This is a genomic window from Xanthomonas vasicola pv. musacearum NCPPB 4379 (genome assembly GCF_000277895.2).
Classification (GTDB): domain Bacteria; phylum Pseudomonadota; class Gammaproteobacteria; order Xanthomonadales; family Xanthomonadaceae; genus Xanthomonas; species Xanthomonas vasicola.
Genome location: NZ_CP034655.1, coordinates 3,088,787 through 3,113,735, shown reverse-complemented (window position 1 = coordinate 3,113,735; position 24,949 = coordinate 3,088,787). Strand labels below are relative to the sequence as shown.

General features: G+C 64.1%; 19 protein-coding genes, 1 other RNA gene and 3 pseudogenes. 13 read left to right on the top strand and 10 right to left on the bottom strand.

Annotated elements, in window-relative coordinates; genetic code table 11:
* The first annotated feature begins 67 nt into the window (after positions 1 to 67).
* Complete coding sequence (locus KWO_RS14490; protein ID WP_010380311.1) at positions 68 to 670, top strand: hypothetical protein; 603 nt, start codon at positions 68 to 70, stop codon at positions 668 to 670.
* Positions 671 to 1,112: 442 nt separating this feature from the next.
* On the opposite strand, the gene KWO_RS14485 is transcribed toward KWO_RS14490, so the two are convergent.
* Entirely contained in the window at positions 1,113 to 3,287 is a 2,175-nt protein-coding gene (locus KWO_RS14485) for a M3 family metallopeptidase (RefSeq protein ID WP_017113230.1), read from the bottom strand.
* 240 nt (positions 3,288 to 3,527) lie between these two features.
* On the opposite strand from KWO_RS14485, the gene KWO_RS14475 reads away from it, so the two are divergent.
* Complete coding sequence (locus KWO_RS14475; RefSeq protein ID WP_010380308.1) at positions 3,528 to 4,013, top strand: glutathione peroxidase; 486 nt, start codon at positions 3,528 to 3,530, stop codon at positions 4,011 to 4,013.
* A gap of 159 nt (positions 4,014 to 4,172) precedes the next feature.
* Here the strand turns inward: KWO_RS14475 and KWO_RS14470 are convergent, their stop codons facing one another.
* Both KWO_RS14470 and KWO_RS14465 read right to left on the bottom strand, forming a co-directional pair.
* Entirely contained in the window at positions 4,173 to 4,952 is a 780-nt protein-coding gene (locus KWO_RS14470) for a ferredoxin--NADP reductase (RefSeq protein WP_010366270.1), read from the bottom strand.
* Positions 4,953 to 5,152: 200 nt separating this feature from the next.
* Positions 5,153 to 7,033: an ABC transporter ATP-binding protein gene (locus tag KWO_RS14465; RefSeq protein WP_017114335.1), complete on the bottom strand. Its 1,881-nt coding sequence runs from the start codon at positions 7,031 to 7,033 to the stop codon at positions 5,153 to 5,155.
* A gap of 288 nt (positions 7,034 to 7,321) precedes the next feature.
* Between KWO_RS14465 and KWO_RS14460 the strand changes: the two genes are divergently transcribed.
* Positions 7,322 to 8,839, top strand: a complete 1,518-nt coding sequence (locus tag KWO_RS14460) for a fumarate hydratase (protein ID WP_010366272.1) — start codon at positions 7,322 to 7,324, stop codon at positions 8,837 to 8,839.
* 4 nt (positions 8,840 to 8,843) lie between these two features.
* Here the strand turns inward: KWO_RS14460 and KWO_RS14455 are convergent.
* Positions 8,844 to 8,918: non-coding RNA, sX9 sRNA (locus KWO_RS14455), on the bottom strand.
* Positions 8,919 to 8,995: 77 nt separating this feature from the next.
* Between KWO_RS14455 and KWO_RS14450 the strand changes: the two genes are divergently transcribed.
* Together KWO_RS14450 and KWO_RS14445 are read left to right on the top strand one after the other, a co-directional pair.
* Complete coding sequence (locus tag KWO_RS14450) at positions 8,996 to 9,631, top strand: glutathione S-transferase family protein (RefSeq protein WP_010366273.1); 636 nt, start codon at positions 8,996 to 8,998, stop codon at positions 9,629 to 9,631.
* Positions 9,632 to 9,815: 184 nt separating this feature from the next.
* Positions 9,816 to 10,453, top strand: a pseudogene (locus tag KWO_RS14445) (carbonic anhydrase).
* Positions 10,454 to 10,690: 237 nt separating this feature from the next.
* On the opposite strand, the pseudogene KWO_RS14440 reads toward KWO_RS14445, so the two are convergent.
* Positions 10,691 to 11,874, bottom strand: a pseudogene (locus KWO_RS14440) (phospholipase A).
* A 256-nt stretch (positions 11,875 to 12,130) separates the two neighbouring features.
* Entirely contained in the window at positions 12,131 to 12,616 is a 486-nt protein-coding gene (locus KWO_RS14435) for a DUF456 domain-containing protein (RefSeq protein ID WP_010366275.1), read from the bottom strand.
* A 228-nt stretch (positions 12,617 to 12,844) separates the two neighbouring features.
* Between KWO_RS14435 and KWO_RS14430 the strand changes: the two genes are divergently transcribed.
* Positions 12,845 to 13,060, top strand: coding sequence for a cold-shock protein (locus KWO_RS14430; protein WP_003483561.1), 216 nt, complete (start codon positions 12,845 to 12,847; stop codon positions 13,058 to 13,060).
* Between the two features lie 248 nt (positions 13,061 to 13,308).
* On the opposite strand, the gene KWO_RS14425 is transcribed toward KWO_RS14430, so the two are convergent.
* Together KWO_RS14425 and KWO_RS14420 are read right to left on the bottom strand one after the other, a co-directional pair.
* The gene (locus KWO_RS14425) at positions 13,309 to 13,791 is read right to left on the bottom strand and encodes a glycine zipper 2TM domain-containing protein (RefSeq protein ID WP_010366283.1); all 483 of its coding nucleotides are present in this window, start codon (positions 13,789 to 13,791) and stop codon (positions 13,309 to 13,311) included.
* Between the two features lie 132 nt (positions 13,792 to 13,923).
* A complete protein-coding gene (locus tag KWO_RS14420) occupies positions 13,924 to 14,352 on the bottom strand; it encodes a hypothetical protein (RefSeq protein WP_010380294.1) in 429 nt (142 codons plus the stop codon).
* A 73-nt stretch (positions 14,353 to 14,425) separates the two neighbouring features.
* On the opposite strand from KWO_RS14420, the gene KWO_RS14415 reads away from it, so the two are divergent.
* Positions 14,426 to 15,256 (top strand): tRNA threonylcarbamoyladenosine dehydratase, encoded by an 831-nt coding sequence (locus tag KWO_RS14415; RefSeq protein WP_010366286.1) that lies wholly within the window; start codon positions 14,426 to 14,428, stop codon positions 15,254 to 15,256.
* A 61-nt stretch (positions 15,257 to 15,317) separates the two neighbouring features.
* Here KWO_RS14415 and KWO_RS14410 read toward each other — a convergent pair whose 3' ends face one another.
* A complete protein-coding gene (locus KWO_RS14410; protein ID WP_010366288.1) occupies positions 15,318 to 16,085 on the bottom strand; it encodes a TatD family hydrolase in 768 nt (255 codons plus the stop codon).
* Positions 16,085 to 16,300 (bottom strand): DUF6116 family protein, encoded by a 216-nt coding sequence (locus KWO_RS14405; RefSeq protein WP_010366290.1) that lies wholly within the window; start codon positions 16,298 to 16,300, stop codon positions 16,085 to 16,087. The genes KWO_RS14410 and KWO_RS14405 overlap by 1 nt, the downstream gene beginning before the upstream one ends.
* Positions 16,301 to 16,445: 145 nt before the next feature.
* Between KWO_RS14405 and KWO_RS14400 the strand changes: the two genes are divergently transcribed.
* The 6 genes and pseudogenes from KWO_RS14400 to KWO_RS14365 all read left to right on the top strand — a co-directional run bounded on the left by KWO_RS14400 (position 16,446) and on the right by KWO_RS14365 (position 24,779).
* Positions 16,446 to 17,237: a glycine zipper 2TM domain-containing protein gene (locus tag KWO_RS14400; protein WP_010366292.1), complete on the top strand. Its 792-nt coding sequence runs from the start codon at positions 16,446 to 16,448 to the stop codon at positions 17,235 to 17,237.
* Between the two features lie 145 nt (positions 17,238 to 17,382).
* Entirely contained in the window at positions 17,383 to 18,558 is a 1,176-nt protein-coding gene (locus KWO_RS14390; RefSeq protein ID WP_010380292.1) for an acyl-CoA dehydrogenase family protein, read from the top strand.
* A gap of 80 nt (positions 18,559 to 18,638) precedes the next feature.
* Positions 18,639 to 21,181: pseudogene (locus KWO_RS14385) on the top strand (DUF3857 domain-containing transglutaminase family protein).
* 148 nt (positions 21,182 to 21,329) lie between these two features.
* Positions 21,330 to 21,968, top strand: a complete 639-nt coding sequence (locus KWO_RS14380) for a glutathione S-transferase family protein (protein WP_017113228.1) — start codon at positions 21,330 to 21,332, stop codon at positions 21,966 to 21,968.
* A gap of 181 nt (positions 21,969 to 22,149) precedes the next feature.
* Positions 22,150 to 24,090, top strand: coding sequence for an asparagine synthase (glutamine-hydrolyzing) (gene asnB, locus KWO_RS14370; RefSeq protein WP_010366300.1), 1,941 nt, complete (start codon positions 22,150 to 22,152; stop codon positions 24,088 to 24,090).
* A gap of 134 nt (positions 24,091 to 24,224) precedes the next feature.
* Positions 24,225 to 24,779 carry an NADPH-dependent FMN reductase gene (locus tag KWO_RS14365; protein WP_010380280.1) on the top strand — a complete coding sequence of 185 codons (555 nt, stop codon included), beginning with the start codon at positions 24,225 to 24,227 and terminating at the stop codon, positions 24,777 to 24,779.
* Positions 24,780 to 24,949 lie beyond the last annotated feature (170 nt).

The following is a 24,949-nucleotide window of genomic DNA, read 5'->3' as shown; positions in this document are numbered from 1 at the left end:
ACGCTTGCGTTCGGTTCGTATGCTTGGGTAAGGCCGCAGATTGTCTGCGGCAGCGGAGGAGATAGCGATGAAGAACAAGACCTTGATCTCCAGTACGGTGATGGTTGCGGTGTTGGCGCTGGGCCCCGGCCTGGCTGGCGCGCAGGCGCTCGGCGGTGCCGGTGGACTCACCGGGGCGGTGGGTGGCACGGTCGGTGGGGTGGGCGGTGCGACGCTTGGCGGTAACGTGGGCGGCGCGGGCACCCTGGACGCAGGGTCTACGCTCGAACACGGGCAGCGTGCGATCGATGCGCAGTCGCGGCATGTGCGTGGCGCAGCGCAGCGCACCGCCGCGCGCGGTGCCGCCGCCGCCTCGGCGACGAAGGATGCGGCCGGCGATGCCGCCATGGGTGCGAAGACCATGACCGAGACCACAGCAGCCAGTGGCGTAGCGACAGCCCGTAACACCGCGGAGATGGCACGTAGTGCTCCGGCGCTGAGCGGCAGTGGCGCAGCTGGCGGCAGCGCATCGCACACCGCTAACGCCAACCTGAGCCCGTCGTCGGCACGGGTGTCGGGCGGGGCCGGCGCATACGGGTCCGGTGCTGTGCAGGGCGGGAATGGCCAGGGCAATGCCAGCGGTTCGGTTGGTGCTGGCGTCGATGCCAGCGCCTCGGGCCAGGGGCAGTGACCTGACCTGATGCATCCGCGCGAATAGATGCGCGCTAGTGAGTGCTGAGAAGTTCAACGGCGTCCGGATCACCGGGCGCCGTTGTTGTTTGTGTAGAGCGTCAATGACCGACATGCCATTGAGTTGAACGCACTGGGCGTGTCAATTGCACCTGCGCCGATGGCAGTCCGGCATCCATGCCTGCCATGCCGACATGCCGCATCAGCGCATCACTGCGGGAGTCGCTGTTGTCCGCACTTCGGGTGCCTTCCATGCGTAGCAGAAGATCGTTTCGGCAAACTCTGCGATCAAACGCGGTCTGGGAATGCTGGGGCGGTGCACTGCATGCGATGGGTGGCATCTACACGCAAGCATTGTGTGCAGCCCTCTCCCACAGGCGGGAGAGAGCGCACGGGTTGATAGCGGGCCAGCGAACAATGCGTCATCACCCGCAATAATGCGCTTAGCGTTTTGGCGTTTCCGCTGTCTCGGTCAGGCCACGCTTTTCGAGCAGTGGCTCGATCTGCGGCGCATGCCCGGCGAAGTTCTGGAACAGCTCCATCGCATCCACGCTACCGCCGCGCGAGAGCAGGGTCTTGCGAAAACGATCGCCATTGGCGCGGCTCAGGCCGCCGTGTTGCTTGAACCATTGCTGGGTATTGGCGTCCAGCACTTCCGACCAGATGTAAGCGTAATAGCCGGCCGCGTAACCGCCCATGATGTGGCTGAAATACGGGGTCTTGTAGCGCGGCGGCACCGGTGCATAGGCAATGCCGTCCTGCTGCAGCGCCTTGGCTTCGAATGCCATCACGCCAGCGGCGTCGGGCACTTGGTTGGCGCTAACCTGATGCCAGTTCTGATCCAGCATTGCCGCACCCAGATACTCGGTGGTGGCAAAGCCTTGATTGAACTTGGACGCGGCAATCACCTTGTCCAACAATGCCTGCGGCATCGGTGAGCCATTCTCATAATGCTTGGCGTAGTTCTTCAGAATGGACGGCTCGTCAGCCCACATTTCGTTGACCTGCGAGGGGAACTCGACGAAGTCGCGCGGCACGCTGGTGCCGGAGAAATACGGGTATTTGACGTCGGAGAACATGCCATGCAGTGCGTGCCCGAACTCATGGAACATGGTGGTGACTTCATCCCAGGTCAGCAGCGTCGGCTGGCCAACCGGCGGCTTGGGAATGTTGAGGTGATTGGCCACCACTGGTTTGAAACCGGTCAGCTCCGACTGCGATACGTACGAGTTCATCCATGCGCCACCGCGCTTGGATTCGCGCGCATACATGTCGGCGATGAAGATCGCCAGCTGCTTGCCGTCGGCATCAAACACGTCGTAGACGGTGATGTCGTCGCGGTAGGTCGGCAGGTCGGTACGCTGCTTGAAGGTCAGGCCGTACTCCTGATTGGCCGCATAAAACACGCCGTTTTCAAGCACGTTCTTCAACTCGAAGTAAGGCTTGAGCTGCGATTCGTCGAAGTTGTACTTGGCTTGGCGCACCTTTTCGCTGTAGTACGCCCAATCCCAGGCTTCGAGTTTGAAGGTCGGCTTGCGCGCGGCTTTCTGTTCCTTGTCGATCATCGCCTGCAGATCGGCTGCTTCGCGCTTGGCGTTGGCCACTGCGGCCGGTGCCAGTTTGCCCAGCATCGCGTTGACCGCTTCAGGCGTCTTGGCGGTCTGGTTTTCCAGCGAATACGCCGCGTATGTCGGGAAGCCGAGCAGCTTGGCCTTGTCGGCACGCAGCTTCATGATGCGCGCCACCAGCGCGGTGTTGTCGTACTGGCCGCCGTGGCTGCCGCGCGATACCGAGGCGTCGTAGATCTTCTTGCGCAGCTCGCGATTCTTCAGCTGGGTCAGCGGCGGTTGGCCGGTGGTATTGAGCAGCGCGATGACGTATTTGCCGTCGAGCTTGCGTGCCTTGGCGGCTTCGGCGGCAGCGGCAATCTGCTCCTCCGACAAACCATCCAACTGCTTGACGTCATCGACAACGACTGCGGCGGCATTCACTTCGGCCAGCACGTTCTGGCTGAAGGTGGTACCTAGGTTCGCCAGCTCGGCGTTCATCGCCTTGAGCGTGGTCTTGTCGGCGTCGGAGAGCTTGGCGCCGTCACGCACGAAGTCGCTGTAGTACTTCTCGACCAGGCGCACGCCTTGCGCGTCCAGCCCCAGCTTGGCGCGTTGGTCGTACAAGGACTGGATACGCACGAACAGCTTGCCGTTGAGCGAAATCGCATCGCGGTGCGCTGCAAACTTGGCCGAGTAGTCGGCCTGCAGCTTCTTGCGTGCGTCGTTGGTGTCTGCGCCCACCAGATTGAAGAACACCGTGGTGGCGCGGTCGAGCGTGGCGCCGCTCTTTTCCAGCGCGACGATGGTGTTGTCGAAGCTCGGCTTGGCTTTCTGATTTGCGATCTTTTCCACTTCCTTCAATTGCTCGGCCATGCCGGCATCGAAGGCAGGTGCGAAATCGCTGTCCTTGATCTTGTCGAACTGCGGGTAGTGCAGCGGCAGCGTGCTGTCGGCAAAGAAGGGGTTGGCTTGGGTGGCGGCCTGCGTGGCGGTGGGTGCGGCGATGCTGTAGGACGGCATGGCGAGTCCCAGGGAAGCGGCCAGGGCAAAAGAGAGACGGGTGGTCAAGAGCGTTGCTCCAAAGTGCGAACCGCGGAGGCTAACCCAGCCATGCGGGACAGGCGTGTGACAAAAGGCATGGCGGCAAGGTCACAGTGCGGCCAATTGGCGAATGTCGTTGAGCGAAGGGGCGAGCGCGACCGTATAGCCGGCGGTAATGGGTACGGCTGCCGAGCATGCAGGACGACGGCAGTGCTGCACGCCGACAGCTGCGCTACGCTGGCGTCCCTGTGAACAACCGAGCCCGGCATGAGCGATCTCTCCACGTTTGAATTCACTGACCTTGAGGGTCGCACGCAGACGATGCGCGACTACGCCGGCAAGGTGCTGCTGGTGGTGAATGTGGCATCCAAATGCGGTTTTACGCCGCAGTACGCCGGTTTGCAGGCTTTATGGCAACGCTATCGCGAGCGTGGGCTGGTGGTGATCGGATTCCCGTGCGATCAGTTCGGGCATCAGGAGCCGGGCGATGCGGCGCAGATCCGTCAATTTTGCTCGCTCGACTATGCGGTGGACTTTCCGCTGGCGGAAAAAATCGAGGTCAACGGCAGCGGTGCGCATCCGCTATGGCAATGGCTCAAGCACGAACAGCGCGGCGTGCTCGGATCCGAAGCGATCAAGTGGAATTTCACCAAATTTCTGATCGGCCGCGACGGCACGGTGTTGGAGCGTTATGCGCCGACCACCAAGCCCGAAGCGTTGGCCGCGGATATCGAACGCGCGCTGGACGCATGACATTGCAGGGCGTGTTGGTCAGACGTAGGAGCGCGCCTGGGTGCGATGAGGCGTTACCGGTAATGCTTCATCGCGCCCAGGGCGCTCCTGGGACGCACGTGCTGGCGATGCGGTCTACGTAAAACGCCGCACCATCGCTGGCGTTTCACGCGCGGTGCATCACTTCTCGACGAACGCACGCTCGAACACGTAATGCCCGGGCGTACCGATGCGCGGCGACGTCTGGAAACCGCGGCTATCCAGCAGAGTGCGCAGGTCGGCCAGCATTTGCGGGCTGCCGCAGATCATGAAGCGGTCGTTGGCCGGATCCAGCGTCGGCAACCCAAGTGTCTGCTGCATGCGGCCATCGGCCATCAGCTCGGTCAAACGGCCTTGATTGGCGAAGTCTTCGCGCGTGACCGCCGGGTAGTACAGCAATTTCTCGCGCAGCAAGTCGCCTAGGAATTCATGCTGCGGCAACTCGCGTTCGAAGTAATCGCGGTAGGCCAGATCCTGCACAAACCGCACGCCCTGGGTGAGGATCACCTTGTCGAAGCGCTCGTAGGTTTCCGGGTCCTTGATGATCGACAGCCATGGCGCCAGACCGGTACCGGTACCCAGAAGATACAGATTGCGTCCAGGGTGCAGGTCGCTGATCAACAGCGTGCCGGTGGGCTTCTTGCCGACCAATACCTTGTCGCCGGGCTGGATGTGCTGCAGCCGCGAGGTCAGCGGTCCGTCCGGCACCTTGATGCTGAAGAACTCCAGATGTTCTTCCCAATTGGCGCTGGCGATCGAATACGCGCGCAGCAACGGACGCGTTTCGGTTTCCAGCCCGATCATCACGAACTGGCCGTTTTCGAAACGGAAACCGGCATCGCGGGTCGTGGTGAAGCTGAAGTAGGCATCGGTCCAATGACGGACCTCAAGCACCGTTTCGGCGCCGAAAGCGGAAGACATACCGATAAGTTCGTGGGAGGAGTACCGGTCAATTCTACCTCAAGCTGGCCAAATGAGATGGAATCTCATTTGGGTGCCGCGATTTGGGAGTCAGGATTGGGATTCGCCAAAAGCGGATCCTTGGGGTCTGAACGGTATGGGGCTAGCGGGTGCGTTGTGGATCAAGCCAATCCCCACTCCCGAATGCCCAATCCCCAAAATCACCGATACCCCGCAGCCTGCAGCTCGAACAGCTCCGCGTAGCGCCCGCCCTGCGCCATCAGCTCTTCGTGGGTGCCGTTGGCTTCGATGCGGCCTGCTGCCAGCACCAGGATGCGGTCGGCCATGCGCACGCTGGAGAAGCGGTGCGAGATCAGCACGGCGGTGCGGTTGTCCGACAATTCCTCGAAGCGCTGGAATACCTCGAATTCGCTGCGCGCGTCCAGTGCGGCGGTGGGCTCGTCCAGGATCATCAGCTGCGCATCGCGCATGTAGGCGCGCGCGATGGCGATCTTCTGCCATTGCCCACCGGACAGATCTACGCTGTTTTTGAAACGGCGTCCCACCAGTTGGTTGTAACCGTCCGGCAGGCTGTCGATCAGCTCGCCGGCCATCGCGCGCCGCGCGGCGGCGTGGATGCGTGGCGCATCGTCCATTGCATCGACCTGGCCGACGCCGATGTTCTCGCCCACGCTCAGGTGATAGCGCACAAAGTCCTGAAAAATCACGCCCAGATTGGCGCGCAGATCGTCCAGATCGTAATCGCGCAGGTCGTGGCCATCGAGCAGGATGCGCCCTTCATCGGGGTCGTACAGACGCGCCAGCAGCTTGACCAGTGTGGTCTTGCCGGCGCCGTTTTCGCCGACCAGCGCCAGCACTTCGCCGGCGCGCAATTCGAAATCCAGATGCCGCACCGTCCACTGTTCGGCATCCGGATAACGAAAGCCCACATCTTCGAACACGAAGCCCTGGCGAATCGGCCGGGGCACCGGCAGCGCGTCCGGGCGCGAGCGGATTTCCGGCACGATGTTGAAGAACGAATACAGGTCGTCCAGATATAGTGCCTGGCCCGCGACCTGCGAAAAACCAATCAGCAAGCCTTCCAGCAACTGCCGCAAGCGCAGGAAGCTGCCGGCCAGAAAGGTCAGGTCGCCGATGCTGAAATCGCCGCGCACGGTACGCCAGGCGATGTAGCCGTAGGCCATGTAATAGCCCAACGTACCCAGCGCGGCCAGCAGCGCGCCCCATAACGCACGCTTGCGTGCCAGCGCGCGGTTGGCCTGGAAAAACTTGTCGGCCAGCCGGCGATAGCGCGCGATCAGGAAGCGATGCAGGTTGAGGATTTTGACTTCCTTGGCCGTCTCCACGCTGGCGCCGACCTGGCGCAGGTAATCCAGCTGCCGCCGCTCCGGCGTCCACTGGAAATTGAGCGAATACCCCAGCGCATTGAAGTGCGCCTCGCCGATGAAGGCTGGAATCAGCGCGACCGCCAGCAGCACGATCAACCACGGCGCATAGACCACCAGGCCCACCGCCAGGCTGACCACGGTGATGGCATCCTGCACCTGGCCGAACAGCTGGCTCATCAGGTTCATACGGTTCATGGTCTGGCGCCGCGCACGATCCAGCTTGTCCTGCCGATCGGGGTCTTCGAAATCCTCCAGATCCAGCTGCGCGGCGTGTTCCATCAGGCGCACGCTGGCGGCGTTGTTGAACAGCTCCGACAGCAGTGCATCGGCATAGCCGACCAATCGCCCGAGCAGGTCCGAGCCGATCGCCAGCGCCAGTTCCAGCGCCAGCAATTCCAGCAAGCGGTTCAGGCGGCCGCTGCCCAGCGCCTGCGCGAAGGACTCGAACGCCGGCGGTTGGCCGACCAGGTGGATCGCCTCGTCGATGATCAATTTGCCGATGTACAGCGTCGCCACCGGCATCAGCGCGCGCAGCACGCGCAAGCCGATGCTGCTGGCACTCAGCCAGCGGCTGGTCTGCCAGATCTGGCGCAGGAACGGCGGGAGATTACGCAGCGCATCCAGGCGCTCGCGCAGGGTGGGGCCGGTACGGGGAGCGGCAGGCGCAGTGGCGCCGGAACGGGAAGCTGACATCGCGCTAGTGTGCCGCGCCCGGCGTGGGCGCGCGGTGTTGGAGAACGGATAAGGGGCAGGGTCGGATGCGTGCTTGCCCATCGGGGCGCCGGGCGTAGCCCCAGCCGCTGCACCGGCAGCGGTGAACGGATTCTTCGCCTGCCACCCGGCGACACCGGCGCAGCAGTGCATCGCCGCCAGGGCAATATCTCGCCCAGCTCAATCGCAGCGATAGACGCCGCGCCCGGACGCGCCTGCTGTTTGCTCTAAAATGCCCGGATTCCACCCCCGCCAGCCGTAGAGCCAGCCGTGACCTCGATCAAGCAGGAAGACCTCATCCAGTCCGTCGCCGATGCGCTGCAGTACATCAGCTACTACCACCCGGTCGACTACATCAAGAATCTGTCCGCCGCCTATGAGCGCGAAGAATCGCCGGCCGCCAAGGACGCCATCGCGCAGATCCTGATCAATTCGCGCATGTGCGCTGAAGGCCACCGCCCGATCTGCCAAGACACCGGCATCGTCACCGTGTTCCTGGAAATCGGCATGCAGGTGCGCTGGGACGACGCCACGATGGGCGTGGAAGACATGGTCAACGAAGGCGTGCGCCGCGCCTACAACCACCCCGACAACAAGCTGCGCGCCAGCGTGCTGGCCGACCCGGCCGGCAAGCGCACCAACACCCGCGACAACACGCCGGCAGTGGTCAACACCAAGATCGTGCCGGGCGACCACGTCGAGGTGATCGTCGCGGCCAAGGGCGGTGGTTCGGAGGCCAAGAGCAAGTTTGCCATGCTCAACCCGTCCGATTCCATCGTCGATTGGGTGCTCAAGACCGTGCCGACCATGGGCGCCGGCTGGTGCCCGCCGGGCATGCTCGGCATCGGTATCGGCGGTACTGCCGAAAAGGCGATGCTGCTGGCCAAGGAGGCGCTGATGGAGCCGATCGACATCGTCGACCTGCAGGCGCGTGGCGCCTCCAATCGCGCCGAAGAGCTGCGGCTTGAGCTGTATGAAAAGGTCAACGCGCTCGGCATCGGTGCCCAAGGCTTGGGTGGCCTGACCACGGTGCTGGACATCAAGGTCAAGGATTACCCGACCCATGCCGCCAATCTGCCGGTGGCGTTGATTCCCAACTGTGCGGCGACCCGCCACGCACACTTCACCCTGGACGGCAGCGGCCCGGTAATGCTGGATCCGCCGTCGCTGGAAGACTGGCCCAAGCTCACTTACAACCCGACCAATGCACGCCAGGTGGATCTGGACACCATCACCCGCGAAGCAGTCGCCAGCTTCAAGCCGGGGGAGGTGATTCTGCTCAACGGCAAGCTGCTGACCGGCCGCGATGCCGCGCACAAGCGCATGATCGACATGCTCAACCGTGGCGAAACGCTGCCGGTGGATTTCACCAATCGCTTCATCTACTACGTCGGTCCGGTCGACCCGGTGCGCGATGAAGTGGTCGGCCCGGCCGGCCCGACGACCGCCACGCGCATGGACAAGTTCACCCGCCAGATGTTGGAGCAGACCGGCCTGCTGGGCATGGTCGGCAAGTCCGAGCGCGGCGATGCGGCCATCGATGCGATCCGCGACAACAAGGCCGTGTACCTGATGGCAGTCGGCGGTTCGGCCTACCTGGTGTCCAAGGCAATCAAGGCCGCTCGCGTGCTCGCGTTCGAAGACCTCGGCATGGAGGCGATCTACGAATTCGAGGTCAAGGACATGCCGGTCACCGTGGCGGTGGATTCCACCGGCGAGTCGGTGCACAAGACCGGCCCGCGGCTGTGGCAGTCGCGCATCGGCAAGATTCCGGTGGTAGTGGAATAAGCGCGGCTAGCAACACGTAGCGCGCAGTCGTCAGGCGGCATGGACGACGCGCATTAATCGCAGTGCACGAATGGGATATGTCGGCTCAGCGCATCAGCCGCCTCTACCGGGCGGCTGTGTAGTAGGTTTGGTACGCGCTCACACTCAGGAATCTGCATGGCGACGACGCTTTACCACACCCCCAGCACCGCAGCGTTCGTGGTGCATTGGCTGCTGATCGAACTGGATGTGCCGCACGAGCTGCACCCGCTGGATTTCGAGCGCGGCGAGCACAAATCGCCGCAGTATCTGGCGATCAATCCCGCCGGCGTGGTGCCCACCCTGTTACTGGATGGGCACGTGCTCACCGAGGCTGCGGCCATCGCGCTCCAGCTGGCCGATCTGCATCCACAGGCAAAGCTGGCCCCCGCGCTCGGCACACCCGAGCGTGCGGCGTACTACAAATGGATGTTCTTCTGCGCCAACACCTTGCAGCCGGCGTACCGCGCCTGGTTCTACCCGAGCGAGCCGGCCGGTGCCGAGCATGCCGAGGCTGCGCAGGTTCAAGCCCGCCGCAAACTCGAAGCGGCCTGGACCCAAGTCGATGCGCATCTGCAGGCCCATGGTCCGTATCTGCTCGGGCACACCGTGTCGGCGGCCGATTTCATGTTGACCATGCTGATGCGCTGGTCGCGCAACATGCCACGCCCGACCGATACCTGGCCGGCGCTGCAGGCACATGCAACGTTGATGAAGGCGCGCCCAGCTTTTCAGGAAACCTATCGCCGCGAAGGCCTGACGGACTGGACCTGAGCCCGCGTCGCGGACTGCGTCCTCCTGTTTGCAGAATCTCGACTTGGGTCATTCTGCTGCGTTCGCCGCCGATTAGGATCGCCATACCAACCAGAGAGCAGGAGCTCGTCCATGTCGCATTCCGCATCGCGTCGAAAATGCTGCAATGCAGCTGTTGCGCGCCGATCGCGGCCGCTGCCGCTTCCTGCCGTTCGCCTTGCGTGCGGCGCCGTCCAAGAAAACCGATCTGAATGCCGAGCAGGCGCTACAGATCCGGCGCGACGGCAACACCGCGTCCGTCGAAAACCGCCCCAAGAAGGTGATCTCCGACAGCAAGCGCGGTCTGGAACTTGCGCTGGGCCAGACCCCGTTCGTCATCCCGGTGTCGTGTTCGGATTCCCGGGTACCGCCGAATTGCTGTTCGGTCGCGGCCTGGGCGAGATGTTCATCGTCCGCAACGCCGACAATACCGTCGACACCACGGCGCTAGGCTTGATCGAATAATGCGGTCAGCCAACTCGGCGTGCCACTGGCCGTTGTGATGGGCCACGAAAGCTGCGGTGCGGTGGCGGCGGTCTCGGTGGTGGAGCAGAACACGTTCTTCCCCGGCGCGATGGCTCCATGATCGAGCCCATCGTCCCGGCCGTGCTGACAGCAAAGGCCAAAGGCGGCACCAACTTGCTGGCTGATTCGGTCAAAGCCAACGTCAAGCGCACCGTCGACCGCCTGCGCCCTGCATCCGAACCTGCCCTGCTCGAACCCGAACCGTTGCGCGCTGGCGAAGTGCATGTGGTCGCGTATTACACCCTGCAGGACGGCAAAGTAGATTTCTTCGACGTCTGAGTCGGACTGCAGAAGCCGCGGCGACAGTGATGTTGACGGTGCTGGGCAAGCAAAGTGCTTGCAATACGGTTGTAAGTAAAAGAGCCGGCATGCGCACATGCCGGCTTTTTCTTGGATTAACTCGGGGCAATTTTTCGATGAAGTCCATCGCCCGATTTGCCGGGCGCCTGGCGCATGCGATAGATCAGCAGTATCAGTGCCCGCCTGACGACTGCTCAGTAGCGTTGCTGCATGCGCTTAGAACCACTCCAGCAACGACACGCCCAGGCCGATGTAAGTTGCCTTGTGGTTGTAGTCGATCATGCTTTCGCCGTAGCCATCGAACACCTGCACATGGCCGCGCAATAGGTTGGTGATCGGGAAGCCGTAATCCAGCTGCACCGAGCCATGCGAGCGGTCGCCGCCACGCAGCGAATGGCGTGCGATCAGCGCGAATTCGTGGCCATCCTTGTTGTACACCAGCGTTGCATCGCCGCGGCCCATGTAATCCTCGATATCGGGATTGTTGTCGTCGGCGCGGTCTTCCTTGATGCGGAACCACGGGCGCAGTGTCAGGGCCCAGTTCTCGCGATCCAGGCCGAAGTTCAGGATGACCCGGTTCCAGGAGCGCGACAGCGGGTCGGCACGCCCATTGGACATGTGATTCAGGCTGATGCCGCTCATGCGGCCCTTCCAGCCGAAGATGCTGTAACTGTTGCGGAACACCAGCATCGCTTCGGGCTCGTAATTGGTCTCGCGAAACGGGCGCGACGCATCGGCGTTGTAGGCCTGCCAGCGCGAGCTCTGGGTGTAGCCCATCCAGATATCGCCGTTGTCGCCGAACAGATCCTCGACCACCTTGGTCTTGAAGCTGAGCTGGAACTTCAGCTCGGTGCTGTCCAGTTGCTGCGGCGTGTTGACCGAGTTGGCCGGATTCGGCGACTGCGGGGTGCGGTTGGTGTCGCTGGTCCAGAACGCCGGCAACAGATACACCGGCTTGTAGCCACGCAGCTGGAAGGTGCCAAGTTTGGAGTCCTTTACACCGGCTTGTAGCCACGCAGCTGGAAGGTGCCAAGTTTGGAGTCCTTGGCCAGTTCCCAACGGCGATCCAGCAACGAGCCGCGGCCGGCATTGGCCACCGCTTCTTCTTTCGGTTGGTCCTGGCCGTCGGCGCGGAAGAAATCGCCGACCCGGCTGATCGCACGCGTATCGTCGGACTTGGCTTCCTTCTGCTTGGCCAATTGCGCGGCGGCATCCGCCTCCGCGGTTAGCTGCGGTGTATTGCCCAGCGCCTTGTCGTAACAAGCCAAACGCGCGGCATCGGAGCTCACCGAGGTGCAGGCTTGCGGCGAGGCCGGCTGGGGTGCGATTTCCTGCGCCTGGGCCAATGGCGCAGCGGCCAGGGCGATGAGCATCAATGGGCGGGTGCGGTGCTTGGACATGAGCAGTCTGGCCGAGGTAAAGGCGCCAGGCAGGCGCAGAGACACGTAGCTTAACGGTCGCGTCTGCATGCGCAGTGTGTACACGGTGGCCTAACATCCGATCAGGTCGCTTCGCCAGGGCGGTCCTTGCAGTTCCTTGGGGAGGCGCGTGCGCGTCCGGCAAGCGCCTGGTATGCAGGTCAGCCGGATGACCTGCTCGGTCACTGCGCTCATCCTCGACGGAAACCGTGTGCCACCGCCAGGCCATTCGGAAGCCCTAGAAAAACCAGCCGATGGCAAACACGCCGAGCATGCACAGACCCAGCGCCAGCTTGGTGGCGGTGCCAAGCATGATCCCCACCCAGGTGCCGATGCCGACCTTGGTGGCCTGGCCGGTCTTGCGCGTCTGGTAGTACTCGCCGATCCATGCGCCAGCGAACGGACCGACAAACAGCCCGATCGGCATGAAGAAAATGCCGGCAATGCCGCCGATCACCGAGCCCCACAACGCCATCTTGCTGGCGCCCACGCGCTGCGCCCCGTAGAGCGTGGCCAAGAAGTCGATGAGAAACGAAAGCGCGGTGATCAGCCCCAACACGACCAGCGTGACCCAGCCGACGTGGGTGAAGTGGTCGGCCCACGCCGCGACCAGCAGACCGGCAAACACCAGTGGCAAGCCCGGCAGGGCCGGCAGAATTACGCCCGCAAGGCCGATCAGCACCAGTGCTGCAGCCAGGAGGTAGTAAACGACGGTGGTGTCCATGATGGTTTGGAAATGTCCTATTTCAGGCTTGACAGAAAGGTGCAAAAGGTGCTTGAAAATTGGTTTGGTGCGGGTTAAGTTGCAGCCGCTGTTGTTTGCAAAGGTCACCGTGAATCGTGGCCTGATGCGGTAGATCGTCCGATCCGCTACATCCTTGTACCTCGCTTCCTCCTTGCAATCACAGCCACCACCGCCAGTCCATCACAGTGTCGTAGGGAGTCAGTCGAGATGTCCAACATCGAACGCGAGAATGGTGTCGTGAAGTGGTTCAACGATGCCAAGGGTTTTGGATTCATTAGCCGCGAAAATGGCGAAGACGTCTTCGTCCATTTCCGTGCGATCCAGATCCAGGGCTTCAAGAGCCTCAAGGAGGGTCAGAAGGTCAGCTTCACGGTCGTGCAAGGCCAGAAGGGCCTGCAGGCCGACGCAGTGCAGGTGGTCTGAGTCCACCCCTGCGCAAGGCGCATTACGCAGACAGCAGAAAGGCCCGTGATCGGGCCTTTCTGTTTTTGCGGTTTTATCTTGTCGCCGCACTCAGCATGTATGGCGAAGTGAGCTTCCGATGCGGCCATGAGGGGCGCTTGAGATCAGCTTGCCTAGGTCATGTCGGGCACGACGCTTAGCTGGTTTCTGGCACGCGTCGTGTCTGCCGGCAATGCGGCAGCGATACCGCATTCGCACACACGCATGGATCAGCGCAGCACGACCTTGCCGTTGACCACGCGCACATACGCGTTTTCTTGCACGCCGGCCAGGTCGCGCTGGTTCACTACGATCACGCGGCCGTCGTCCATGCGCACCTGCACGTCGAAGCTGGAGCTGGTGACGTTGTTCTGGATCGCGTTACCCGCCAGCGCACCGGCCGCAGCGCCGGCGACCGCCGAGACGTTCTTGTTACCCGTGCTGCCGCCGGTGTCCTTGGAAATCTGGCGGCCGGCGACGGCGCCCACAATGCCGCCGAGGACCGCGCCGGCGCCGGTGGGCGCAGAGCGGGTCGGGGCGACTTCGTCGATCCGGGTCACGATGCCGCAATCCACGCAGCGCTGGCTCTGCTGCGAATACCCCTGGTCGTAACCGCGGTCGCCGCGATAGCTGCCGTACTGGGGCTGAGAGGTGGCGCAGCCAACCAGGGTCGCGGTTGCAGCCAGGCCAATGACAAGCAGTCGGGTCTTCATGAGGTCTCTCCGGGGTGGTTCGAAAAGGCGGACAGGGCCGCGGCGACGTCATCCTGTGATGGTCCAGGTGAACGGTCTGCCAACTGGTTCACCGCAGGCTTAACGAAGCCCGAGCGCCGTATTCATCAAACCTCAGCGAACGTCGCGATGACAGGCCTCGCAGGCATCGGAAATGCGTGTGTGCATCTGGCCCATCGCTTTGCAATCGGCCAGCGGCACGCGCTGCGCCTGACCCAGCACGGCGCGCAGTGCGCGTGCGTGCTCGCCGAAGCGACGGTCTTCGCCAATGCCGGGAAATGCCGGCTCGACCTCGTCGGCCAGCAGGCGTAGCGATTGCAGTCGTCGTTGTTGCAGCGCCGGCGTGCAGGAAGCACCTGTGTCGTGTCGCAGCGCGCGTAACTGGTAGGCCATGACCTGCATCAGGCTGTCGGGCACCGGGTCGCGCCGCGCTTGCAGCGCGTTAGCCACCATGGCGGTGGCGACCAGCCCGATCAGCACGCCCAGCACCAGCATGAGGGCGTAACGGGCCGCGCGGGATTGGTTGGGAGGCGGGGTCTGCATCGATGGCTCCTGGGACGCAACGTTCGTCGCGGCGGCGTGGGCGCGCCTTTGGCGAGGCGCGTAAAATGGGCCGATGAAAGCACAATGGCGTGAACGCTTTGCCGGTATCGACCGGCTGTATGGAGTCGGCACGGTCGAGCGCTTGTCGGCGTGCCGCGTGGCCGTGGTCGGGATGGGCGGCGTGGGCTCGTGGGTGGTCGAAGCGCTGGCGCGCACCGGGGTGGGACACATCCGCCTGATCGATGCCGATGATCTGTGTGTTTCCAATACCAACCGGCAGTTGCCGGCACTGGCCGGGCAGTACGGGCGCAACAAGGCGCGCGCAATGGCCGAGCGCTGCGTGGCAATCAACCCGGACATCGAAGCCGATGCGGTGGAGGCGTTTCTGACCTCCGGCAATATCGAAACGCTGCTGGGCGAGGGCTTCGATCTGGTGATCGATGCCTGCGACAGTTTCCGGGTCAAGGTAGAAACCATTGCCTGGTGCCGGCGGCGCAAATTGCCGCTGTTGACCGTGGGCGCGGCTGGCGGGCGCACCGATCCGACCCTGGTGCGCGTGCGCGACGTCTCGCGCACCGAGCACGATGCAATGCTGGCGCTGATCCGCAAGAAGCTGCGCAGTGAATTCAATTTCCCGAAGAATCCGCAGCGCTACTTCGGTGTGCCGGCGGTGTATTCGCTGGAAAACGTCAAATACCCACAGGCCGATGGCAGCGTCTGCGGCATCCGCCCGCAGCTCGATGCCGATGCCACGCTCAAGCTGGATTGCGGGGCAGGGCTGGGCGCGGCCACGCATATCACCGGAACCTTCGCATTCGTGGCGGTGGGCAAGGCGTTGGAGATGCTGCTCAAGCCCAAGGCTGCAGTGTCGACTTCGTCGGTTGAGGCGATCGCCGCCTCCTAATGTCGCGTGTGCATTGCGCGGTCGCCTCGATTACGCGGCCGCAGTGACGCACCTGCTCCGCTCAGTGCGGTAAGCCGAACAAGCTGCGCGCGTTAGCGGTGGTTTGCGCAGCGATGTGCGCGGGATCTTCGCCACGCAGTTCGGCGATGCAGTCCAGCACCGTGCGCAGGTATGCCGGTTCGTTGCGTTGGCCGCGGATGCTGGCGTCGGGCTGATCGGGCGCGTCGGTTTCCAGCAGCAGATGTTGCAGCGGCATGCTCGCCACCAGCCCGCGCAGGCGATTGGCGCGTGGGTAGGTCACCGGGCCGCCAAGGCCAATCATGAAATCCAGTTTCCACAACTGTTGCGCTTGCTCTGGGCTGCCGGCAAAGCTATGCACCACGCCGCGCAGGCCAACCACCGCCTTGATGCGGGCAATGACCTCCTCGGTGGCGCGGCGCGCATGCACGATCAGCGGCAGGTCGAAGCGCTTGGCCAGCTGCAACTGGCCGTCGAAGTAGTCGCGCTGGGTCCGCGCATCCAGCCCGTCGACAAAAAAATCTAGTCCGCACTCGCCGATCGCGCAGGGGCGCTCGCGGTCGATCCACTCGGCCAGCAGCTCCAGATGCTCAGGGCGGTGTTGGTCCAGAAATAGCGGATGCAGGCCGTAGGCAGGGTAGAGGCCGCGCGCCTGGGTGCAGACCGCGCGTAAGCCCGGCCAGCTGGCAGCGGTAATCGCCGGCACCACTTGCTGGATGACTCCTGCGGCCTGCGCGCGCGCGATCACCGCTGCGCGGTCGTGGTCGAATTCGCCGGCGTCTAGATGGCAATGGCTGTCGATCAACTGCATCAGTCGCGGCGCACCGGTGCCGGCAGTGGGGCCTTGCGGGTTTTCCAGTTGGCCAACAGCAGCGTGGTCAGGCCGAACAGCAATTCGTCCAGGAACGGGATTGGGTCTGGCATCACCAGATCCACCAAAAACAGCGCGGCGGCCAGCTTGAACAAAGTGGGGTAGCGCAGCTTGCTGGCCCAATCCAGGGCGCGTGCGGTGAGTGGATTTCGCATGCGAATGCTCCGGCTGTTAGAGATGCATGAAGTAACCGCTAGCTGAACTTAACCGTCGTGTTCATGAGCGAGGGTGTTTTCGTTCAGGGTTCCCGTGCTGGAATCACGGCCGTCAACAACGCGGTGCGTCCGCAGGGAGCTGGTTATGAAGAGTAATACGACAACTATACTGGTCGCTGCTGGTGCCTTGTTGGTCGGAGGCGTGGCCACTGCCGCTTTCATGAATAACCGTCCGTCGTCCGGCGACTTTGTGGCCAATGGCCAGCCGGCGCCGCGTGGCCTGGAATATGCCGACGTGGTCAATGTGGCCCCGATCAGCCAGCGTGAGCCGCAATATGCGCAGGTGATCAACAGCAACGCCATCCGCGAAACCACCACCAGCACCTCGCCGCGCCAAGTGTGCCGCGATGTGGTGGTGCAGGAACGTCTGCCGGAGCGTGACGGCAATGTCGGCGGCACTGTGGTCGGTGCAGTCATTGGTGGCCTGCTCGGCAACCAGGTGGGCGGCGGCAACGGCCGCAAGCTGGCAACCGCTGCAGGCGCCGTGGGTGGTGGCTTCATCGGTAACCGCATTGACCGCGACCACGTCGGTGGCCGCGTGGTCGATCGCACCGAGCGTCAGTGCCACACCGAAAATGCCAATTCGCAGTCCTCGCGTGTGGTCGGCTACGACGTGACCTACCGCAATGCCGATGGCACCACCGGCACCATGCGCATGGACAGCAAGCCGGGCGAGCGCATTTCGCTAGGCGATGCCGACAACGTGGTTGCCTATGACGTCACCTACCGCTACGACGGTTTCGAAAAGACCGTGCGCATGAACGACAAGCCGACGAGCGACCGTCTGCCGGTGGTCGATGGTCAGCTGGTGACGCAGATGGCATCGACGGCCGGCGATTCCAACATGCGTCAGGACAGCATGAGCACTCGTCAGTAACGGGCAAACCGAAGCGTGGCGCGAGTAGCGCAGTGGTGAGAAAAGAGCCGGCATTGCCGGCTCTTTTCATTTGTGCCATTCCCGTGCCGGCTGGCAGCACGATGTTCGGCCGGCAACTGGCAGATAATCGCGTCTTACGCTTGCGATGGAAGCCAACATGCCGGTACGCCCTGATGACCTGTTCGACGTACGCGCGCTGCTCACCGACGAAGAGCGGGCGGTGCAGGAGGCGGTAGCGCGTTTTACCGATACGCGGGTAGTGCCGGCGATCGGCGATGCCTTCGATGCTGGGCGCTTCCCGCGCGAGTGGATTCCGGAACTGGCGCAACTGGGCTTGCTGGGCGCCAGCCTGCCGGTGCGCGACGGCGATGCGGGCCTTGGTGCGGTCTCCTACGGATTGATTTGCCAGGAACTGGAGCGCGGCGACAGCGGGCTGCGCAGCTTCGTCAGCGTGCAGTCTTCGTTGTGCATGTATCCCATCCACGCCTATGGCAGCGACGAACAGCGGCAGCGCTGGCTGCCGGAGATGGCGGCCGGCCGGGTGATCGGCTGCTTCGGCCTGAGCGAGGCGCAGGGCGGGTCGGATCCCGCCGCGATGACGACGCGCGCGGTGCGCGAGGGCGACGGCTGGCGCTTGAATGGCGCCAAGATGTGGATCACCAACGGTAGCATCGCCGGGCTGGCGATCATCTGGGCGCACACCGACGATGGCGTGCGTGGCTTTCTGGTCGAGACCTACAGCCCCGGCTTCAGCGCGCAGGACATCAGCCATAAGATGAGCCTGCGTGCGTCGGTCACTTCGGCCCTGTTCCTGGATAATGTCTTCGTGCCGGAGCAGATGCGGTTGCCGGAGGCGGCTGGTTTGAAGGCGCCGCTGAGTTGCCTCAACCAGGCGCGCTACGGCATCGCCTGGGGCGCGATCGGCGCGGCGGTGGCCTGCCTGCGCGAGGCGCTGTCCTATGCCGGCGAGCGCATCCTGTTCGGCCGGCCGCTGGCGGCCACGCAGAGTGCGCAGATCAAACTGGCCGACATGGCGCGGCGGATTTCCACCGCCCAGCTACTCGCCTTGCAGCTCGGCCGCTTGAAGGAAGCCGGTACGCTGCGGCCGGAACAGATCTCACTGGCAAAATGGAACAATTGCCGCATGGCGCTGGATGTGGCGCGCGAATGCCGCGACCTGCTGGGCGCGGCCGGCATCACCACCGAGCATGTGGCGATCCGGCATGCGCTGAATCTGGAATCGGTGATCACCTACGAGGGCACCGAAACCGTGCATCAGTTGGTGGTGGGGCGTGCGCTGACAGGACTCAATGCGTTTTGACGAGGAGTGGGTGATTGATCAGCAAGGACGTGATGCGACGCCTGCGCGGCGTCTTTTGGAGCGTGTGTTCGCTCGCCGGCATGGCAATTGCGCCAGCGCAGGCCAACGAAGCGCCACGCATGGCGCCGACGCCGGTGTGGGTGGTGGCCGATGCCGTGCCCGACAACGTGCCTGGCGCCACCGGGCTGCGCTATGAGCTGGTGTCCGACCAGGTCGATCTGACCGGCCGCGTGCCGCAGGCCTACCGCCGGCTCAGTTACACCGTGCAGCGTGCCAAAAGCCTGGAGGAAGCCGGGCAGATTTCCATCGATTACCAGCCGCAGTATCAGCAGCTGGAACTCAACAGCCTGGATGTCTGGCGCGCCGGCAAGCGCATCGATATGCGCACCTCGGCGCATTACGCCAAATTGCGGCGCGAAAGCGGCCTGGAGAACGGCTTGATCGATGGCGCGCTGACGCTGTCGATCACCTTGCCGGACCTGCGCGTGGGTGACCGGGTCGACTACGGTGTGACCATCAGCGGCAGCAATCCAGTGTTCGGCAAAGGCTATTACGACGTGTTCGAAGCGCGCTACGGCGTGCCGTTGGGCGAGCGCCGGGTGCGGGTGCGCTATCCCTCCCGCATGGCGTTGCAGTGGCGGATCAGCGCGCCGGGTTTTGGCCGTAACGTGCGCACGGTTGATGGCGTGACACTGTTGAACATCGGCGCGAGCAACATCGCGGCGGTGCAGGAGGAAAAAGACGCGCCGGACGATCTCGACCCTTACGGTTTGATTGAAGTGTCCAGCGCCGGCAGTTGGGGCGCGGTGGCTGCCTGGGCGGCGCAGCTGTATCCGGAGGCGTTCAAGGACGCGCAAGTGGCCGCCAGGATGGTGCAGAGCCTGAAATTGCGCAGCGACGACCCGCAAGGTGCACTGCTGCGCGCCGTGGCGTTCGTGCAGGGCGAGATCCGCTACGTCGGCCTGGACATGGGCGAAAACTCGCACGCCCCGCACGCGCCCGAAGTGACGCTGCGTAACCGCTACGGCGACTGCAAGGACAAGGCGACGCTGCTGATCGCACTGCTGCAATTGGCCGGCATCCGTGCCGAGCCGGTGCTGGTCAACAGCGACCAGGGCCACGGGCTGGAGAAGCGGCTGCCCAGTCCGTACGCCTTCGATCATGTGGTGGTGCGCGCGCATCTGCCGCAGGGCGAGGTGTGGGTGGATGCCACACGCGACCGCGAGGACGGTCCGTTGGCGCAACGCCGGCCGCTGCCTTTCGTGCGCGGCTTGCCGGTGATGGCAGGGCAGGACAGCTTGGTCGAAGTGCCAGCGCCGATGCCTGCGTTGCCGCAAATCGAAGTGAACGAAGACATCACCATTTCGCTGCGCAAGCCGCAGCGCTGGGCGAGCTTCACCGTGGATACCATCTATCGCCAGGGCCGCGCCGAGCGTGTCGCCAGCAGCTTCGACGACGATGGTGCGCAGACGGTGGGCGAGCACTATCTGGAATTCATGCAGCAGTACTACACCGCGCTGACGCAGGTGAGCGTGCCGAGCATCGATGATGCCGACCCGCTGAATGTGCGCACGCACGAGGCCTACCGGCTGGAATGGCCGGCGAACGAGGGCGATGAACTGGGCTTCCCATTGTTCCAGCTCGGCGAGTGGATGGATGCGCTACCGAAGCAGGCGCGTAAAGGTCCGCTGGCGCTGGGCGGCCCGCGGCTGGCGCGGCAGACCGTGCGCGTGCACAGCGACCCGGCGACGCAGGTAGAAGCGGACACGCAAGTGGTTGCCAACCCGTGGTTCCGCTTTTCGCGCAGCATCGCGATGCGCGACGGCAAGCTGGTCATCGTGGGCGAATGGCAGCGCTTCACCGACCGCATTCCGGCCAACGGCGTGGCGCGTGCTGCGCCGACATGGAACGCGCGCGCGACCTGTTGTACTTCAATCACGATCTCAAGCCGCAGCGACGTACCCAGCCGCCCGAGTGGCGCGCGCTCAGCTACCCGCTGGCCGGTTTGATCGCCCTGGTGGTGCTGCTGGTGGCGTGCCTGCTCTGGTGGCGCGGCGGTGGGCTGGGCGGAATCATGTTCGATCCCTATGCCACGGTGACGCGGATGCCGCAGCACGCCGGGCTGCGGTAGAGCGCCTGGGCCGTGTTCGCGGCGACCACGCTGTTGTCGGCATGGGTGTGGCTGCACGCGTTGCCGTGGTGGGCCAAGGCCGGTGGCGTCATCGTGGTCGTGGCAATCGCCGTGCTGGGATGCGTGCTGCTCAAGCTGATCTTGCGCTGGATGGGCAGCGGCACGCGCCTCACGCACGTGTTGCCGGCCATGGCGGGCTGCGCTTTGCCGTGGCTGGTGTGCCTGCTGGCAGCCGTGGTCGCGCTTAAGGGTCAAGTGGCGTTGCTGCGCACCGGCGCGACCGATCCGGCCGGCATGGCGCAATTGGCGACATGCATCTTGCTGCTGATGCTGGGCGCGCTGTGGTGTTCGGTCTGTGCAGTGCAGGCGGTGGCTGCCGCCAGTGGCTGTGCGCGTCCGCGCGCATTCGGTGCATGGGCGCTGACGGTGGCGGCACTGGGCATCCTGATCGCCGTCTTGAGTGTGCCGGTGGCGGTGCTGGCATTCGCCTGAACGGGTTGGCGCGACAGCGCGTGCACGGCCCGGCGGCGGCAGCGCACGCAAGCGTGGCATCGGCGTGCCGCCGCTGTGTGCAGGGCTTTGCAAAGGCACGCCGGGCTGTGACACTGCCAACCCTTGTTGCTGCCGCGGAGCCAGCTAGATGTCGACCGTGCGTCCCCCGTTGACCGTCCATGGCATGTCCAGTTCCGGCAACTGCTACAAGGTGCGTTTGCTGCTGGAGCAACTGGGCAGCCGCTACCACTGGGTTGAGGTGGACAGCGTGGCCGGGCAGACCCGCACGCCCGAGTACCTGGCCAAGAATCCCAACGGCAAGGTGCCGATGGTAGAACGCGACGACGGCCGCGTGCTGACCGAGTCCAATGCGATCCTGTTCTGGCTGGCCGAAGGCACCCCGTATCTGCCCACCGATGCGTGGCAGCGCGCGCAGGCACTGAGCTGGATGTTCTTCGAGCAGTACAGCCATGAGCCGTATGTGGCGGTGGCGCGTTTCATCAGCTTGTGGACGCCGCGCGATGCCGCACGCCGCGCCGAGTTGCCGCAGTTGCGTGCGCGCGGCGAGCAGGCGCTGGCGGTGATGGAGCAGTACCTTAAGCAGCAGGCCTGGTTTACCGGCAGCGACTACGGCATCGCCGATATCGCGCTGTTTGCATATACCCATTGCGCTGAAGACGGCGGTTTCGATCTGGAGCGCTGGCCGGCGATCACGGACTGGTTGCAACGCGTGCATGCGCTGCCGCGCTTTGTGCCGATGCCGGCAGTTGTGTCGGTGACGGCATGAGCGGCGCGCGCGATCTGCATGACGCTGCCGGCAGCACTACTGCGTGTTTGGTGGATGCCCGTCTTAATTCTTTTTCATCCGCATCCGCATTCGCCGCGCACTTGCACGGGCGCGCGCTGCGCGTGACGCGTGTGGGCGACCTCCGGTTACTCCCCGTTACCGGCAGGCAGGAGCACTGACGATGTGCGGATTGGCAGGACTATTGCTGGCGTCGCCGCGTCTGCATGGCGAACAGCTCGATGCGCTGGTGCGGCCGATGGGCGCCACTGTGCGCCATCGTGGCCCGGACGATGCGGGTACCTGGTGCGATGCGCAGGCCGGCGTTGCGCTGGCGCATCAGCGCTTGAGCATTCTGGATCTGTCGCCGCTCGGCCATCAGCCGATGCGCTCGGCCGATGGCCGCTACGTACTGGCCTACAACGGCGAGATCTATAACTTCGCGCAGCTGCGCGCGGCACTGTCCGCGCTCGGGCATCGCTTCCGCGGCCACTCTGATACCGAAGTATTGCTGGCGGCCGTAGTGGAGTGGGGCCTGGACGACACTCTGGCCCGCTGCAACGGCATGTTCGCCATTGCCTTGTGGGATGAGCGCGACAACTGCCTGTTTCTGGCCCGCGATCGCGTCGGCAAGAAGCCGCTCTACTACGGGTGGGCCGGCGACACCTTGGTGTTCGGTTCCGAACTCAAGGCCTTGTGGCAGCACCCGGATTTCGACAACGGCGTCGACCGCAATGCGCTCACGCTGCTGTTGCGGCTGGGCTATATCCCCGCACCGGCCTGCATCCACGAGCACACCTTCAAGCTGATGCCTGGCCGCGTGCTGCGCATGGATGCGCAGGCGGTGGCAGCCGGCGCTGCCGCGCATCGCCCTGATCAGGCGCAGCAACCGTTCTGGAATGCGCGCGAAGCGATGCAACGCGCGCTCGCCGCACCGTTCACCGGCACCGACGCGCAGGCCGAAGACCAATTGGATAGCGTGCTGCGGGATGCGGTGGCCTTGCGCATGGTGGCCGATGTGCCAGTGGGCGTGTTCCTGTCCGGCGGTACCGATTCGTCCATCGTCACCGCAATGATGCAGGCGCAGAGCGCGCAGCCGGTGCACACCTTCAGCATCGGGTTCGAGGGCTCGCACCACGACGAAGCGCCGCTGGCGCGTGACGTCGCCACGCACCTGCACACCGACCACACCGAGCTCTATGTCAGCGGCGCCGATGCGCTTGCGGTGGTGCCGAACCTGCCGGACATGTTCGACGAGCCCTTCGCTGACGCCTCGCAAGTGCCGACTGCATTGGTCGCACGCCTGGCGCGCGGCGGAGTGACGGTGGCGCTGTCTGGTGACGGCGGCGACGAATTGTTCTTCGGCTATGGCCGTTATCAACGTGCGCTGCGCAACTGGCGCATGCACGGCCTGGTGCCCGGTCCGCTGCGTCGCCTGATGGCGGTGGCGGCACGCAGTACTGGCGAGTCTTCGCGCACCGGTGGGTTGGCCGCACTGGTGGCCGAGGCCGGCGCGCGCGGCATCGGCGATATCTATCGCAACCGGATTTCGCGCTGGCGCGACCCGGCCGCGGTGGTGCTGGGTGCCACCGAACCCGATAGTTTTTACAGCCTGGCCGACCCGTTGCATGGGTCCGGCACGCCGGCCGACGCGATGATGCTGGCGGACTTCGCCGCGTATCTGCCCGACGATCTGCTGTGCAAGGTGGACCGCACCACAATGGCGGTGGGGCTGGAAGCACGCGCACCGCTGCTGGACTGGCGCGTGGCCGAATTCGCCTGGTCGCTGCCGCTGTCGCTGAAGTACCGCGATGGAGTCAGCAAATATCTGCTCAAGCGCGTGTTGTGCCGCTACCTGCCGGACACGATGGTGTACCGCGGCAAGCGTGGCTTCGGCGCTCCGGTCAGCGCATGGCTACGTGGCGATCTGCACGGCTGGGCCGACGATCTGCTGGCCCACGGCGCGCTGGAGCGCGAGGGCGTGTTCGCCGCCGATACGGTGGCTGGCTTGTGGCGTGACTTCAACGGTGGTGAGCGCAAATGGCATACGCACCTGTGGACGGTGCTGATGTTCCAGGCCTGGCAGTCGCACTGGCGCGAACAGCGCGCGGCGGTGGTGCGCTGACGCCTGGCGCTGCGGTGTGGACAGTGGTTGGCAGTTGCTCACGCCGTCTGTGAACGCAGACGCCACCGGGCGGCGTTTCACCAGCTCTGAGCATTGAGCTGAGTAGGGTGGGGCCTGTTTCCACGGAGATTCCCATGAGCAAGCTCACCATTGCCGTGCTGGTCGGCAGCCTGCGCGCAGAGTCGTATAACCGTCAGCTGGCGCGTGCACTGGAGCATCTGGCTGGCGACAAGGCCGTGTTCGAGTACCTGGAGATCGGCGATATCCCCCTGTACAACCAGGACCGCGACGGCGATTACCCGGCCGAAGGCACGCGTCTGAAGCAGCAGATCCGCGCTGCTGATGCGGTGCTGTTCGTGACCCCCGAATACAACCGCTCGATTCCCGGCGTGCTCAAAAATGCCATCGACACCGGCTCGCGCCCCTATGGCGATAGCGCGTTTTCCGGCAAGCCGGCGGCGGTGGTCGGCATTTCGGTCGGCGCGATTGGCACCGCCACCGCGCAGCAGCATCTGCGCAACGTGCTGGCGTATCTGAACATGCACGTGCTCGGTCAGCCGGAAGTGTTTCTGCAGTACAAGGACGGCCTGTTCGGCGCCGACGACCAGATTGTCAATGCCGACAGCCGCAAGTTCCTGCAGGGTTTCATCGACCAGTTCCTGGACCTGATCAGGCACCTCAAGCGCTGAGTTGACCACAGCGGCGCCGCGCTCGCGTGCGGCGCTCCGCTGGGCTTGGGGGCAGGGCGGAAGGCCAATAGGCGCAAGGGTCTCGGCATCTGCGACGGCCGGCGCGTAGAACGCCGGTACACGGCTATCCACCAGTTATCCACAGAGTTGTGCATAGTCGCCGGCGCCGC

Bases quoted from the DNA above. Each gene is read 5' to 3' on its own strand.
- asnB (WP_010366300.1), top strand. From the start codon at position 22,150: ATGTGCGGATTGGCAGGACTATTGCTGGCGTCGCCGCGTCTGCATGGC.
- KWO_RS14470 (WP_010366270.1), bottom strand. From the start codon at position 4,952: ATGTCTTCCGCTTTCGGCGCCGAAACGGTGCTTGAGGTCCGTCATTGG.
- KWO_RS14450 (WP_010366273.1), top strand. From the start codon at position 8,996: ATGGCGACGACGCTTTACCACACCCCCAGCACCGCAGCGTTCGTGGTG.
- KWO_RS14420 (WP_010380294.1), bottom strand. From the start codon at position 14,352: ATGCAGACCCCGCCTCCCAACCAATCCCGCGCGGCCCGTTACGCCCTC.
- KWO_RS14465 (WP_017114335.1), bottom strand. From the start codon at position 7,033: ATGTCAGCTTCCCGTTCCGGCGCCACTGCGCCTGCCGCTCCCCGTACC.
- KWO_RS14400 (WP_010366292.1), top strand. From the start codon at position 16,446: ATGAAGAGTAATACGACAACTATACTGGTCGCTGCTGGTGCCTTGTTG.
- KWO_RS14410 (WP_010366288.1), bottom strand. From the start codon at position 16,085: ATGCAGTTGATCGACAGCCATTGCCATCTAGACGCCGGCGAATTCGAC.
- KWO_RS14425 (WP_010366283.1), bottom strand. From the start codon at position 13,791: ATGAAGACCCGACTGCTTGTCATTGGCCTGGCTGCAACCGCGACCCTG.
- KWO_RS14490 (WP_010380311.1), top strand. From the start codon at position 68: ATGAAGAACAAGACCTTGATCTCCAGTACGGTGATGGTTGCGGTGTTG.
- KWO_RS14415 (WP_010366286.1), top strand. From the start codon at position 14,426: ATGAAAGCACAATGGCGTGAACGCTTTGCCGGTATCGACCGGCTGTAT.
- KWO_RS14475 (WP_010380308.1), top strand. From the start codon at position 3,528: ATGAGCGATCTCTCCACGTTTGAATTCACTGACCTTGAGGGTCGCACG.
- KWO_RS14405 (WP_010366290.1), bottom strand. From the start codon at position 16,300: ATGCGAAATCCACTCACCGCACGCGCCCTGGATTGGGCCAGCAAGCTG.
- KWO_RS14435 (WP_010366275.1), bottom strand. From the start codon at position 12,616: ATGGACACCACCGTCGTTTACTACCTCCTGGCTGCAGCACTGGTGCTG.
- KWO_RS14430 (WP_003483561.1), top strand. From the start codon at position 12,845: ATGTCCAACATCGAACGCGAGAATGGTGTCGTGAAGTGGTTCAACGAT.
- KWO_RS14380 (WP_017113228.1), top strand. From the start codon at position 21,330: ATGTCGACCGTGCGTCCCCCGTTGACCGTCCATGGCATGTCCAGTTCC.
- KWO_RS14390 (WP_010380292.1), top strand. From the start codon at position 17,383: ATGGAAGCCAACATGCCGGTACGCCCTGATGACCTGTTCGACGTACGC.
- KWO_RS14365 (WP_010380280.1), top strand. From the start codon at position 24,225: ATGAGCAAGCTCACCATTGCCGTGCTGGTCGGCAGCCTGCGCGCAGAG.